This is a genomic window from Longimicrobiaceae bacterium, from assembly GCA_036375715.1.
GTDB lineage: Bacteria > Gemmatimonadota > Gemmatimonadetes > Longimicrobiales > Longimicrobiaceae > DASVBS01.
Genome location: DASVBS010000067.1, coordinates 1 through 14,703 on the forward strand (window position 1 = coordinate 1; position 14,703 = coordinate 14,703).

A 14,703-nucleotide genomic window follows, 5' to 3' on the forward strand; every position below is an offset into this window, starting at 1 on the left:
CCCCCCTCTCCTTCAGTTCAGCTCGATCCTCACCTGCAGCGGCGCCCCCTCCAGAGAAAGCAGATTGGCCAGGGTCCGGTCGCGGTGACGGCGGAAGCGCAGCGCGATCCGGGAGCCGCCGATGCGCAGGTTGGTAAGGGTCAGCTCGCGCATGAAGCCCGGCAGCCGCGGATCACGAATGTGCAGCAGGCGCTGCCCGGCGTCGGGAAAGATGCCGAGCACGCCCTGCAGGAGCATGAAGAACGCCCCCGACGCCCACGCCTGGGGCGAGCAGCTCACCGGATAGAGCACTGGCCGCAACCCTCCCGACCGCTGCATGCCGCAGAACAGCTCCGGCAGACGATGCGCCCGCATGTGGATGGCCGCCTCGTGCAGCGCGGTGAGCACCGGCAGCGCCCGGTGCGCGTGGCCGTAGAGAGAGAGCCCGAGCACCACCAGCGCGTTGTCGTGCGGCCAGATGGAGCCGTTGTGGTAGCTCATCGGGTTGTACACCGGGTGCTCCGCGCTCAACGTGCGAATCCCCCAGCCGCTGAACATAGAGGGCGCGAGGAAGACATCCGCCATCCGCGCAGCCTGCTCGTCGGTGGGGACGCGACTCCAGAGCAGGTGCCCGGCATTGCTCGTGACCGTCGGCAGCGGTCTCTTCTCCCCGTCCAGGGCCAGAGCAAACGTCCCCAGCTCCTCCAGCCAGAATCTCTCCAGGATCCGCTCGCGCAGGTTCGTGGCCTCCCGCCGGAGCCGTTCCGCATCCGTGCGGCGTCCGAGGGCCTCGAAGAGCTGCGCCATGCGGAGCTTCGCGTCGCAGACATAACCCTGCACCTCGACCAGGGCGATCGGGGGGACCGGTAGCCGGCCATCGGGGTAGGGCACGCCGTCTCCCGAATCCTTCCAGCCCTGGTTCACCAGGCCGCGGTCCGAGGTGCGCGCGTACTCCACGAACCCGTCCCCGTCGAGATCGCCGTACTCGTCGATCCAGCGCAGCGCCCGCTCGGCGTGGGGCATGAGCTGCCGCGCCAGTGCCTCGTCGCCGGTCCAGCGCCAGGTCTCGTGCAGGAGGATCAGCCAGAGGGGCGTGGCGTCGACCGTCCCGTAATATGGTACGTGCGGGATCTCGCCGGAGCGCGCCAGCTCACCCCGTCGCAGCTCGTGCATGATGCGCCCGGGCTGCTCCTCCGTGTACGGGTCCTCCTTGACCCCCTGGTGACGCGCGAGGTACTGCAGCGTGTCGACCGCGATGAGGGGGTTGAGCGGCAGCGTCTGCAGCGAGGTGATGATCGAATCGCGGCCGAACGCGGTCGTGTACCAGGGGATGCCGGCGGAGATGATGTGCTCGCCGTCGGCGTGGATGTAGAGCGACCGAAGGTCGTTGACCGACTGGGCGAGGGTCGCATTGAACTCCGCGACGTCGGTGCTCCACCCCGAGCACTGCGAACGCCACTCCGAGTACTCGCTCGCGAGCCGATTGCGCCTCTCCCGAAGGGGAGACGGTGCGCTCCTGCTGGTGCGCGCCGGACCCGGTGAGACCTCCCACTGCAGCACCTGTCGTACTCCTGGCTCCAGCCGCAGCGTCCACCGCGCTCCATTCTCGTCCAGCGTGGTGGGCGGCGACTTGAAGGAGACGTGGGAGTACACCGTCTCGCCGTCGAGCCCCTGGTAGGAAAACTCGAGCAGGCGACCATTCAGCACCCGCGGACGATAGAACTGCCCCCTCTTCGGGCGCTTCCACCCCCGCACCTCGAAGATGTCCGCGAAGTCGCTGCCGAGGTCGAGCCGAACCCAGAAGTCGACCGGCCGGGTGAGGAAGTTGGTGATGGTCACCTGCTCCGCGAGGTGACCCTCGACGACGATCTCGCGGCGAAGGTGGATCACGTTCTTCGGATCCCAGGGGTCGCCCCCTAGCGTCTGATCGGTGACCGCCAGATCGATGCGCGCCTCGTACGGCCTGCTGGTCTGTGCCGAAAGGAGTACGGGCTCCCCGCCCGCGAAGCGCAGCATGTAGTGGCTGAGGATGCGGGTGTCGTCGTGGAAGAGCCCGAGACCGCAACGGCCTGGAGGGGTGACGTTTCCGTTGCGGTCCAGCAGGAGAAAGAGGCGGTTGTGCTTGAGAACGAGGGCATCCTCGACCGGCGCCTGGTGAGCGCAGTCGATCGAGGAGTAGCCCACCGCCTCGGTCATCGAGATCGGCGTACGTGCTTTCGTCTGCGTCGACATGTAGCGCGTTCACGATGATCAGGCGATGCGGATCCGCTGGCGCCGGGCCGCGGCAGCCGCGCTGATGAGTCGCTGGTAGAGCGCCTCATGCTCCGCCACCATGCGCGATCGGTCGAACCGTTCGACAGCGCGGGCTCGACAGCGCTCGCGGTCGAAATGATCGACGGCACCGCCGGGGCGGATCAACTCTACCATCTCATCCTGGTCACGGGCGATGAATCCGGTCACCCCCTGCTCCACCAGCTCCGGTACGCTTCCGCGGGCAAAGGCGACGACCGGGCATCCCGAGAGCATCGCCTCGATCAGAATCAATCCGAAGGGCTCGTCCCACTCGATCGGCGCGAGCAGCGCTCGGGCATCGCGCAGGAGCGGCACCTTCACTCCCATGCCGACGGGCCCAAGGTAGTGGACGTGCGGGCGCGTAAGCCGCGGGATCACCTCCCTCTCGCCGAACTCGCGGTCGACAACGTGAACGTCCCCCCCGACGCGGATCTGAACACCCGCTCGTTCGGCGACGTCGATAGCCGTGTGCGGCCCCTTTACCCTGGCGAGGCGTCCTACGAAGGCTACGTAATCACCCGGCGTGCAGGTCCACTGGTACTTGTCCGGATTGAGCCCGTGGTGGATCACGTGGACATGCGGAAGCGGCACCTCGCGCGACCGCTGGTCGGCCGAGATCGCCACGTAGTTCACGTCCGGGAAGTAACGATAGAAAGCCGAGAGCTGCTCGTCACGGTCGTGGTGGAGAGTGTAGACGAGCGGGATCTCCGGGATCAATCGGGAGATCGCGAGCGCCACGGCCGAGTGGCCGTGAATGATATCGAAGTCGCCCTCCTTCGCTTTCTGCATTGCCCACGAGACGTGGTTCAGGTCGGTGAGCAGCTCGGGGGGCCACTGGGCCTGGGGGTAGAGAGACTTGAGCTCTGCGCTGGTTTGCGAGTCGCCCGTGGCGAAGAGGGTGACGTCGTGTCCTCGCTCGATCAACCCTTCCGTGAGCTCGTGGACCACCAGCTCCGTGCCGCCATACTCTCGCGGAGGGACGGACAGGAAGGGAGTGGAGATCATCGCAATGCGCATAGCGGTACTACCTCCTTCTTCTTTCCTCTCTCCTTTCGCTTTCGGACAATGAAATGGACGGGCCCGCAGGGCCCGTCCGCCGCAACAAATCCGAATGCATCCTCGATGCCACCCGAAGGCCGGCCGTAGCGACGCATTCCGTGCCCGAAGCGGCAGAGCTGCTGCCCGTTCGGCAGGCGCCCTGGTGAATCGGATTCGCTCGCCCGGGCGGCGACGGCAGGCCATGCAGTGCCCTGCCGCCGCAGTGTCTGTTGAGTCGAAGGCGCCCCGTCAGCTTTCCGTGATATCCCCCCGCTCGAAGACGTAACGGGTGGACTCGCTGCTCGAGTCGTGACCTCCGCTCTCCTGAGCTCGGAACTCCTCGTGAAGCTCGGGCTCGACCTCCTCGGAGGGCCGGCCGTCGAAATCGGGGTTCCTGCCGGCCACGTAGCCCACGGAGGGCGCGGGCCGGGTCTCCTCGTAGCTCATTCCCGAAGACGGTGCTGCGACCTGCCCGAAGTGATCCTGAGTCGCCTCGTCCTCGCGCCGGGATGTGCCGCGGCGCTCTTCGGCGGCCTTGCGCCACCATCCGCCCAGCCTGCCCGCGATGCTCCCGAGCACCACCCCGGTGGGATGGGAAATCGCCTGCAGCGCTTCCCCGAGCTTCTCCGCGGCGCGCTCGGTCCCGCGCCCGATGGTCGGTGCCGCGCGGGTCAGCGCCTCACCGGCTCGACCGATCGAACTTTCGGTGCGATGTGTTACGGTCTGTCCGAGCTCCACGTTCGTTTCAGCATCGCGCACGAACTCCGCCGCGCGTGAGGCACGTTCGCGCGCGCCGACCACTACATGCCGACCCACCTCCGTCGCGCTCGTCGCGCCGGCAGCCAACCCTTCTTTCGCCCGCCCCAGCTTCTCACGGGCCACCTCGCGCGCCCGCTGCATGCGTCCGTGCCCCTCGTCCGTCCCCGGTTCGCGGTAAGAACCTGCCATCTCGTGCCGCTGGTCGTTCTCCATCACGCCTCCTCCTGAGGATCGGGTCGCCTTCCGTCGCGATCGCCCTGGCAAGGCGCATGTCTCATGCCACTTAAATTGTTTGTGCATGTACATTTACGATTTTTGTAAGACGGCTCACGAAGGATCGATCGTGATCGATCCACTGAGCTGGAGAGGGCGGATTCCGGGGCGGCGCTGCCGGAAGAGGCCCTTGCGGGAAGGTTGCCGCGCGGCCGTACCAGAGTTCCAGCGCACTCCCCATTGACAGATCTCGTCGGATCGGAGGAATGAGAGTAGGAGGATCGGGGGGGAGGCGTCGCGGAGGTCTTGCGGCGATAGGCGCTGGTGTTCGAGGTCCCCGGCCGGTTACCTTTAAGGCATGGATCTGCTTACCGTTTCCCGTGCGCAGGGCGACGTCGAGGCGCTCGCGGATCATCTTCGCGACCGGCGAGTGGTTGCCCTGGTCGGCGCGGGATGCAGCACGGAATCCGGCATCCCCGACTACCGCGGTCCCGAGTCGATCAAGCGGGAACGGCGGCCGATCCAATACCAGGAGTTCGTGGGCCGCCCGGCGGCCCGGGTGCGGTACTGGGCGCGGAGCATGATCGGCTGGCCGCGCATCCGCGCGGCGCGGCCGAACGCGGGCCACTTCGCGCTGGCGGCGATGGAGGGGTCGGGCCTGCTCCACGGGGTCATCACCCAGAATGTCGACGGCCTCCACCAGGCGGCGGGGAGCCGCCGGGTGGTGGAGCTCCACGGCTCCCTCGACCGGGTGCGCTGCCTGGACTGCGGTGGGGTGGTTTCGCGCACGCAGTACCAGTCACAGCTGCTCGACCTCAATACCGCCTGGATCGAGCGCTTCACCATCCAGAGCGGGCCGGGGGATGCGGAAGCCGCGCCGGACGGCGACGCCGAGCTGCCGGCAGAGGCGATGGAGCAATTCGCTGTCCCGCCCTGCGATCACTGCGGTGGGGTGATGAAGCCGGATGTGGTCTTCTTCGGGGAGAACGTGCCCGCGGAGACGGTGGCCTCCGCGTGGGAGCTCTTCGAGGCGGGCGACGCGCTGCTGGTGCTCGGCTCCTCCCTCACGGTCTACTCCGGCCGGCGCTTCATCTACCGCGCCCAGAAAGAGGGCGTGCCGATCGCCATCGTGAACGTCGGTCCCACCCGCGCGGACGAGGCTGCCGTGGTGAAGGTGGAGGGTCGGACCGGCGAGGTGCTCCCGCGGCTACACCACCTGCTCCTCCAGAGCTGAACCGCCACCATCAATATCCTTGCCTGGCGAACGCCCCGATTTAATGCTTGATTGGGGCCGGATGACTTCCCTTTCCGGAACCTCCCCGCCGTCCGCCACCCATCCCCCTTAAAGGAAGTCCTGCAGTCGGATGAACGGACCTGGTCGTGCTAGTGGTTCGCCTCGGCCGGCAGAGCCCACGCGTTCCCTCGATCCGCAGGCGGATGCCCTGCGTCGGTCGGAGGCTCGCTACCGCACCATCTTCGAGATGGCTAGCGACGCCATGTTCGTTCACGACGCGGAGACCGGTGCCATCGTGGACGCGAACCGACAGGCGTGCCGGCTGGTGGGATGCTCGCAGGCCGAGCTGACGGCCAGCGGTCTCCTGCGCATCGCCAGCGGGGGCGAATACGACGAGGATCAGGCCCTGGCGCTCATCCGGAAGGCGGCTGCGGGTGAGCCCCAGCAGTTCGAGTGGCGGGTCCAGAACCCTCCGGGTCGGCACCGCTGGGTGGAGGTAAAGCTCCAGCCAATCGATTTGCTCGGCCGCAAGCACGTGCTGGCGACCGTCCGCGACATCCACCAGCGAAAGACGGCCGAGGAGGAGCTGCTGAGAGCTCGAGAGGAGCTCGAGCGCCGAGTGGAGGAGCGTACCGCCGCGTTGGCTGCGGAGGTGGCGGAACGGCAGCAGGCCCAGGCCGAGCTGCAGCGGCGGGAAGAGCACTTCCGCCTTCTGATCGAGAACTCCTCCGACGTGGCGAGCATTCTCGATCCCCAGGGCATCAACGTATACCAGAGCCCGTCCGGGGAGCGAGTCCTCGGCTACAAGCCCGAGGAGGTGGTCGGGACCAGCACGTTCGAGCGCATCCACCCGGACGACCGGGAGATTGCTCGCCAGGCCCTCGGTCGGGTGGCCGCCAACCCGGGACGAATCGAGACGGTCGAGCTGCGCTACCGGCACAAGACGGGGGGCTGGCGGATCCTCGAGGCGAGCGGCCGCACCCTTCTCCCCGACTCACCGCGCGCCGGCATCATCATCAACGCGCGCGACGTGACCGAGCGCCGTCGCGTCGACCACCAAGTCCGCTTCCAGAAGGCGCTCCTGGAGGCGCAGGGGGAGTCCTCCCTCGACGGGATCCTGATGGTCTCGCCGACCGGGGCGATCCTCTCCTGCAATCGGCGCTTCCGTGAGATCTGGGGGATTCCGGACGAGATCCTTGAAAAGGGTTCGGCCGAGGCGGCGCTGAAGCAGGTCGCCGACCTCCTGGTCGATCCGGACACGTTCCTGGAGCGCGTGCAGTACCTGTACGATCACCCGGAGGAACAGAGCCGCGACGAGCTGGTGCTCAAGGACGGCCGTGTCCTGGATCGCTACAGCGGCCCGGTGCGTTCTCCCGACGGGGAGATCTACGGGCGCATCTGGTTCTTCCGCGACATCACCGAGCAGCGCCGGGCGGAGGAGGCCCTGCGCTGGAGCGAACAACGCTTTCGTTCGGTGGTGGAGAACGCCTCCGACCTAGTCACCCTGCTGGACCCCGAGGGGATCGTCCTGTACCAGAGCCCGGCGCTCGAGCGCACCTACGGATATCGGCAGGACGAGCTGGTGGGGCGCAGCGCGTTCGAGCTCCTGCATCCGGACGACGTCGAGCCGGTGATGAGCCGCCTCGCCGATCTGGTTGCGCACCCCGGAGAGACCCGTTCGGCCGAGTTCCGCTTCCTCCACAAGGAAGGCCACTGGGTGCATGTGGAAGCGGTCGGTACCACGCTCTCCCCGACCACGGCGGCGGACGGGGTGGTGGTGAACAGCCGGGACATCACCGACCGGAAGCGCACTGAGCTGCGATTACGGGAGACGACCCGGTTTCTCGAGAATCTCATTGCCTCGAGCCCGGGGGTGATCTTCCGCGGCTCGGGCAAATCATTCCACACCACATACATCAGCCCCAACGCCGAGGCCGTGCTCGGCTTCTCCGCCGAGGAGTTCCTGTCCGATCCCGACCTGTGGCTGGAGCGCACCCATCCGGACGATCGCGAGCCGGTCACGCGGAAGCTGGGCGAAGCCATGAACAGCGGAGCGGTGCAGCTCACCTACGAATACCGGTTCCGCAACCGCCGCGACGAATATCGAAACCTGCTCGCCAGCGTGCGCTTCGAGCGAGACCCGGCTTCCGCGGACATCGAGGTGCTGGGTTATACCTTCGACGTGACCCCATTGAAGGAGGCGGAGGCCGCGCTGCGGGCGGCCAAGGAGGAGGCGGAGGCGGCGCGCGAGGTGGCGGAACAGGCGGACCGCGCCAAGAGCGAGTTCCTCTCGCGCATGAGCCACGAATTGCGCACGCCGATGAACAGCATCCTCGGCTTCGCGCAGCTCCTGGCGCGTCGCGATCTCCCACCAGACCAGGCGCGCAGCGTCGATCACATCATCCGTGGCGGGCGCCACCTGCTGAACCTGATCAACGAGGTGCTCGACCTCGCGCGCATCGAGGCGAACCGGCACACGCTCTCGCTCGAGCCAGTCCACGCTGGTAGCCTGCTGAGCGAAGCGTTGAGCATGATGCGGCCGACGGCCGCACAGCACGGCTGCCACCTGGACGAGACCGTTCCTCCCGAAGCGGACCGGTACGTCCGCGCGGACCGGCAGCGGCTCACCCAGGTGGTGCTGAACCTGCTCTCCAACGCGATCAAGTTCAACCGCGCAGACGGCCGGGTCTGGCTGGTGGCGGAGGCGCGCGAGGACCCGGACGGGGGTGGCGTCCTCTCCATCGGCACGTGCGATTCCGGCATGGGGATCCCCAGAGCCCGCATGGCCGAGCTGTTCCTTCCCTTCTCGCGCCTGGAGGCGGACGAGGCGGGGATCGAGGGTACGGGCCTGGGGCTGACGCTCTCCCGCCGCCTGATCGAGGCGATGAATGGGCAGATGCGAGTGGAGAGCGAGGAAGGGGTGGGGAGCACCTTCTGGATCGACCTCCCCGTCGCCGCCAGCCCTCTGGTCGAGCTTCCGACCAAGGAGACCGCCGACGGGGCAGGTGATGTGCGACCGGCCGGGGGGCAGCCGGCAACCATCCTCTACATCGAGGACAACCTCGCCAACCTCAGCCTGGTCGAGACGATCTTCGACGACCGGCCCGAGATCCAGCTCATCCCTGCCCTGCAGGGCCGTCTGGGGCTGGAGCTGGCGCGGCAGCATTCTCCCGACCTGGTCCTCCTCGACCTCCACCTTCCCGACGTGAGCGGCGAGGAGGTGCTGCGACAGCTGAGGGCCGACCCCGCGACCCGGTCGACTCCCGTCGTGGTGGTCAGCGCGGATGCCACTCCGAGGCAGATCGCGCTGCTCAAGCAGTCGGGCGCGATCGAGTACCTGACCAAGCCCATCGATATCGACCGATTCAGAGAAGTAGTCGACCTTGCCCTGGCGGCGCGCGAAAGACCGCGCAACCGCGACACATCGCCGGGGCGCAACGCTACATCCTCCGGAGGTGAGACCGCCGAGTGACGAAACGACTGTTGAATCAGCAACGTTGAGCCGGCGCGAGGTTCACGACTCGGACGTTCGGCGTGACTCGCGCACTGGAGTGAAACCCACGCCACTGAGGCCACTATGTCACAGTCACAGCGATCCTCCTTGTTCGCGGTCTGTGGTTTGGTTCTCGTCGGTTCAGCTCTGTTCTCCACATTCGTCGCGGGCGCCCTCCCGGCGCAGGAACCCGCTCATACGAATCACGCGAATGAACCCGCGGCCACGGCGGACACGGTCCCGCTGTTAACCAACCTGGGCGATCATCACTACCCCATCTCCAGCAATGTCCCCCGCGTACAGGAGTATTTCGACCAGGGATTGAGGCTCTATTACGCCTTCAACCACGCCGAGGCGGTCCGCGCATTCGAGCAGGCCACCCGCCTGGATCCCGAGTGCGCGATCTGCTACTGGGCGATTGCCCTGGCGTACGGGCCTAACATCAACGCCCCCATGGATTCGGCGTCGGGGGTGGCGGCGTACCAGGCGATCCGTCGCGCGCAGGAGCTGCAGGATGGGGCTGGTCCGGTCGAGCGCGGGCTGATCGCCGCCCTCGCGACCCGCTATGCCGAGGTGCCTCCCACCAACCGCGCGCCGCTGGACAGCGCCTACGCCCGCGCGATGGGAGATCTGGCGGCTCAGTACCCGGACGACGCGGAGATCGCGACGCTACACGCCGAGGCCCTGATGGACCTTCGTCCCTGGCAGTACTGGATGGACGACGGCTCACTGCAGCCGGGCACGGACGTGATCCTGGCGAACCTGGAAGGGGTGATCGAGCGCAACCCGCGTCACCCCGGTGCGTGCCACTTCTACATCCACGCGGTGGAGGAAGTGGAGCCGGCGCGCGCCGTACCGTGTGCGGAGCGCCTGGCGGCGCTGATGCCCGGTGCGGGGCACCTGGTGCATATGCCGGGTCACATCTACATCCGGGTGGGGCGATACGTCGACGCCATCCAGGCCAACGTCCACGCGACCCACGCGGACGAGACGTACATCCGCGACCAGGCACCCGCGCCGGGGATCTACACCCTTGCCTACTACCCGCACAACTACGACTTTCTCGCCTTTGCCGCGAGCATGGCGGGTCGTCGGCAGCAGTCGCTGGAGGCCGCGCGGAAGATCCCCTCGCTGTTGCCGAGCGAGTTCCTCGGTACGCCGGGGATGGACTTCATGCAGCACCACCTCACCCGCCCGTTGCAGGTGGCGGTGCGGTTCGGCGAGTGGGAGGAGATCCTGGCGTCCGAGGCGCCCCCGGAGAACCTGGTGCACGCTCGGGTGATCTGGCACTACGCGCGCGGGCGGGCGATGCTGGGGCGAGGTGATGCGGCGGGTGCGGAGCAGGAGCTCGCGGCGCTGCGTGCTGAAATGCAGCGGCCCGAGACTGAGGGAATGCGACTCGAGTTCAACGAGGCGCGGCCGGTGCAGGGGATCGCCGCGGCGGTGCTCGCCGGCCATATCGAGGCCGCGCGCGGCAACCACGACGCGGCCATCGAGCACCTGCGCGAGGCCGCACGCCTGGAGGACAGCCTGGTCTACGGAGAGCCCCCGGAGTGGACCGTCCCCGTGCGCCAGGAGCTAGGCGCACTGTTGCTCGTCGCCGGCCGCGGAGAGGAGGCGGAGCAGGCCTACCGCGAGGACCTCGCGCGCTTCCCCGACAACGGCTGGTCGCTGCACGGCCTCGCTCGCGCCCTCGAAGCCCAGGGCCGCACCGCCGAAGCCCAGGAGGCCATGGCAGCCTTCCGCCGCGCGTGGGAGGGAGCGGACGCGCAGATAGCGGTGGCCCCCAGCGCAGGGTGAGAGCGAGGTACTGTTAATTACGAATTACGAATTACGAATTACGGTTAACCGCATAGGCTACAGAGGGTTACACAGAGAGCGCAGAGGATTTGGGGCGCTGATCATTCGCGATAGGGCATGTGAGATCGGGGATGGTCTTCTCACCCAAAGTCCCACATTTGATCTAACCCGCATTTGATCTGACGCCGTCTTCCGCGCTCTCTGTGTAACCCTCTGTGGCCCCTGCGGTTAGGTTCTAGGGCTCGATGTAATTCGTAATTCGTAATTCGTAATCAATCCCCATCCCACCCGCCGCGCCCGCGCCACCCCCTCTCCCCGCCGCCCCGGCCGCGGCCGCCGAAGCTGTAGGAGAGGCTCAGGGAGGCGCGGCGGATGCTCACGCGCTCGCGGCCGCTCTCGCGGAAGCCGCGGTCGAAATAGGTGACGGAGGGCCGGTAGAGGTCGAAGGGGTCGGTGACGTTCAGGTTGATGCTGGCGCGGCCGTCCAGGAAGCGCTTGCGCAATCCGGTGTTGATCATGACGGTGCCGGACCTCCGGCCCTGGGCGAACTCGCGCGGCGGGTCGTAGTTCATCGTCCCCTGCAACGTCAGGCTGGACCCCACCTGGGCATGCAGGTTGGTGCGCAGCGACCAGCGGGTGGAGCTTCTGCGGTGCTCCTCCTGCAACCAGGTGTCGTCGCGCTCCTCGCGGCGTCCGTTGAGGTGGATGGAGCCGCCCAGCCCATGCCAGTCGCGGATGGACAGCGAGACGGAGGTGCCATAGGAGGAGCTGGAGGCCAGGTTCTCCCAGGTAGTGGTGGAGACACCCAGCTCGTCGACGGTCTTGTGCTCGGTGAACTCGTTTTCGTTCCGTTGATAGAATGGAGCTACCCGCAGGGTGGCAGGACCCCGCCTCCAGCTAGCGTCGAAGCTGAACGAGTGGGTGTACTGCGGTTCGAGGTCGGGGTTGCCGACCCGCCGGTTCATGGGATCGGTCGATCGGTTGGTCGGGTTGAGCAGGTTCGCCGACGGGCGCCTCACCCGCATTGAGTAGGAAGCGCGCAACCGGGAATCGCGGCCGAGCTGATAGGTGAGGTTGGCGCTCGGGAAGAAGCTCAGGTAGTCGCTCCCGAACTCCAGTCCGTCCACGTTCAGGCGGTAAGAGTCGTCCGTGCTCTCGGCGCGGACGCCCAGCTGCGCGCTCAGATCCCCGAAACGGCGCATGGCGGTCAGGTATCCGGCGTGCACCCGCTGACGCTGGGTGAAGCCGCGATCGATCAGCTCCATGTCCTCCTCGGGTGACCCGTCGATCCCGATCCGTCGGAGCTGCCCATCGACGCTTTCCCCGAGCTCGGCCTGGTAGCCGACCTCGATCTGCCCGCGCTCTCCCACGGGGCGGCTGTAGTCGATGCGGATGCCGGTCTCGTTCTCGTTCTCGTTCTGGTCGTCGAGGGTGAGCTCGATGGCTGGATCTTCCTCGGCGAGCTCCTCGAGCAAGCGCTGACGAATGAGGCTCTCCTGCAGGTCGCGGTTGCGCTGGTACTCGACCTCGACCCGTAGGTCGTGCCCCCGCGGCTCGAAGTCGTGCCGCAGGTCGAAAGCGAGATCGACGGAGTGGCCACGCGAGTCATCGGCCGCGATGCGATCGTACTGGTCGGTGATCGTACGATCGACCTGCATCTCCGTGTAGCTGGTGGTCCGATCGGCGTCGAAGAGGTTACCGTTGAAGCGCGACTCGACCGTGAGTCGAGTCTGCTCCGAGAAGGAGTACTCGACCTCGAGGTCGACATTACCCGACCCGCCGGAGCGATTGGAGAATGTCTCCTGCTCCAGCAGGGTGACGGGATCGGCGAGCAGATTCTCGCGCAACTCCGCGGAGCTGGTCTCGGTGCGGGTGTAGCGCGCCGAGGTGCCGGCCTGCACGGTCAGGTCGCCGGCCATGTAGGTGGCCCGTGCCCCGGTTCCCAACTCGCCGCGGGTGCCGACGTTGGCGAAGACGTTCCCGGTGAGTCCGAGCCGGACGCCGCGCTTCAGCACGATGTTCACGATGCCGCCCGCCCCCTCAGCCTCATAGCGCGCCGAGGGGTTGGGCATCACCTCGATGCTCTGGATGTTCTCGGCGGGGAATTGCTGGAGGAAGAAGGCGAGCGATTCGCCCTGCATCGGCGCTGGCCGACCGTTGATGTAGATGGTCGGCGTGTTGCCGCGCAGGGTGACCTCACCGTTGATGTCGACCTCGAGGTCCGGGACCTGGGCCAGAGCGTCGGTGGCCGTACCGCCGGCCGCCGCCGGCATGGCATCCACCGCGTAGATGTCGCGGTCGGGGGCATAGATGACAGGCTCGACCGGCGCGGTGACCGTCACCTCGTCGAGGGTGACCGCCTCCAGGCTCAGCGGCACCCGACCCAGGTCGACCACCGGCGTTGCGACCGCGGTCGAGATGGTTCGTTCCGCGCGGGCGAAGCCAATCAGGCGAAAGCCAATACGGTAGCTCCCCGCGGGCAGGCCCGTGATGGTGAACCGCCCCGCGGAATTGCTGAGGACGCTCGCGACCACCGCCGAATCGGCAATGGTATGCGCCGTCACCTGTACATTGGGGAGCGGCTCCCCCGTGAGGGCGTCGTAGACCGTACCGGTGACGGTGGTTGGAGCCTGCGCCAAAGCGACGGTCTGCGCCACCGCCAGCAGAAGAGCCACCAGGCAGGCCTGCCGAAGGAGTTTATCGATCACGAATTCCGAGGTTCACGAGATCAGGTTGATTCCTGCTCTATATGACAGGGATGGTCGGGTTGGCGTTGGGTGGGGTTTAATGCTCTGGCGCTTCCGGAGAGAATGACCTAAACATCCTCCCATCCCCCCTCCGCCCGGTGGCTCGACCATTTCCGTGTGTTGAAGCCCTTTCGTCCTCATCCCCAGGAGCCCTCCCCATGCGAAGACCGGCCGTGTTCGCGATCCTTGCGATTCTCGCCTTCGCCGCCATCGACCTCCCCGCAGCACACGCACAGGCCCAGCGTCCACTGCGCATCATCGCCTTCGGGGCGCATCCCGACGACAACGAGCTAAGGGCGGCGGGGATCGCTGCCATGTGGGCAGCGCGCGGCCACCAGGTGAAGTTCGTGGCCATGACCAATGGCGACATCGGGCACTTCTCCATGGCGGGTGGGCCGCTGGCAAAGCGCCGGCGCGCGGAGGTGGAGGAGTGCGCGCGCATCCTGGGGATCGAGACGGAGGTGCTCGACATCCATGACGGCGAGCTGATGCCGACGCTGGAGAACCGGCGCACGGTGGCGCGCCTGATTCGGGAGTGGCAGGCGGATATCGTGCTCGCGCATCGGCCCTACGACTACCACGCGGATCATCGCTACACCGGTGTGCTGGTGAACGATGCCGCAGTGATCGTGGCCGCGCCCTTCTTCACCCCCGACACCCCGCCGGTCGAGCGGAACCCCGTGATCCTCTACTACTCGGACTCCTTCCAGAAGCCGTATCCCTTCGAGCCGACGATGGTGGTGGGGATCGACGAGACCGCGGAGAAGAAGTGGCAGTGCATCTCCGCCATGCCTTCTCAGTTCGGCGACGCCGATTCCTGGCAGGCGCGCACCCGCCCCGACGTCCCGAGCGGCGATGCCGAGCGCGCCGCCTTTCTGCTAGAGGGCGTCAAAGAGCGCAGCGCTGCCGTAGCCGACCAGTACCGCGACCGCCTCGTCGAGCTCTGGGGCGCGGAGGTGGGCAACAGCGTGCAGTTCGCCGAGGCGTTCGAGCTATCGGAGTACGGGAGGCAGGCGACGGAGGAGGAACTGAGGGAGATGTTCGGGCAGTAGCGACGAACTACGAACTACGAATTACGGGTGGTTGCCAGGTTTGCAGCCAACCTCCAGGCGCGCCGGCGCTGTCCCACGCAGTCGTTAGGTCCGGAA

General features: G+C 67.0%; 8 protein-coding genes. 4 read left to right on the forward strand and 4 right to left on the reverse strand.

What is annotated here, in order from left to right; genetic code table 11:
• Positions 1-12: 12 nt before the first annotated feature.
• The 3 genes from VF167_14715 to VF167_14725 form a co-directional block, all read right to left on the reverse strand.
• Positions 13-2,211: a glycogen debranching N-terminal domain-containing protein gene (locus VF167_14715; protein HEX6926671.1), complete on the reverse strand. Its 2,199-nt coding sequence runs from the start codon at positions 2,209-2,211 to the stop codon at positions 13-15.
• Between the two features lie 18 nt (positions 2,212-2,229).
• Positions 2,230-3,288, reverse strand: coding sequence for a glycosyltransferase family 4 protein (locus tag VF167_14720; GenBank protein HEX6926672.1), 1,059 nt, complete (start codon positions 3,286-3,288; stop codon positions 2,230-2,232).
• Positions 3,289-3,558: 270 nt separating this feature from the next.
• Positions 3,559-4,281, reverse strand: coding sequence for a hypothetical protein (locus VF167_14725; protein ID HEX6926673.1), 723 nt, complete (start codon positions 4,279-4,281; stop codon positions 3,559-3,561).
• A 358-nt stretch (positions 4,282-4,639) separates the two neighbouring features.
• Here VF167_14725 and VF167_14730 point away from each other — a divergent pair, with 358 nt between their 5' ends.
• From VF167_14730 to VF167_14740, 3 genes are all read left to right on the forward strand, one after another.
• A complete protein-coding gene (locus VF167_14730) occupies positions 4,640-5,515 on the forward strand; it encodes an NAD-dependent protein deacetylase (protein HEX6926674.1) in 876 nt (291 codons plus the stop codon).
• Between the two features lie 130 nt (positions 5,516-5,645).
• Positions 5,646-8,987 carry a PAS domain S-box protein gene (locus VF167_14735; GenBank protein HEX6926675.1) on the forward strand — a complete coding sequence of 1,114 codons (3,342 nt, stop codon included), beginning with the start codon at positions 5,646-5,648 and terminating at the stop codon, positions 8,985-8,987.
• A 105-nt stretch (positions 8,988-9,092) separates the two neighbouring features.
• The gene (locus VF167_14740; protein ID HEX6926676.1) at positions 9,093-10,808 is read left to right on the forward strand and encodes a tetratricopeptide repeat protein; all 1,716 of its coding nucleotides are present in this window, start codon (positions 9,093-9,095) and stop codon (positions 10,806-10,808) included.
• A 272-nt stretch (positions 10,809-11,080) separates the two neighbouring features.
• Here the strand turns inward: VF167_14740 and VF167_14745 are convergent, their stop codons facing one another.
• Positions 11,081-13,516: a TonB-dependent receptor gene (locus tag VF167_14745; protein HEX6926677.1), complete on the reverse strand. Its 2,436-nt coding sequence runs from the start codon at positions 13,514-13,516 to the stop codon at positions 11,081-11,083.
• A gap of 197 nt (positions 13,517-13,713) precedes the next feature.
• Here VF167_14745 and VF167_14750 point away from each other — a divergent pair, with 197 nt between their 5' ends.
• A complete protein-coding gene (locus VF167_14750) occupies positions 13,714-14,607 on the forward strand; it encodes a PIG-L family deacetylase (protein HEX6926678.1) in 894 nt (297 codons plus the stop codon).
• Positions 14,608-14,703 lie beyond the last annotated feature (96 nt).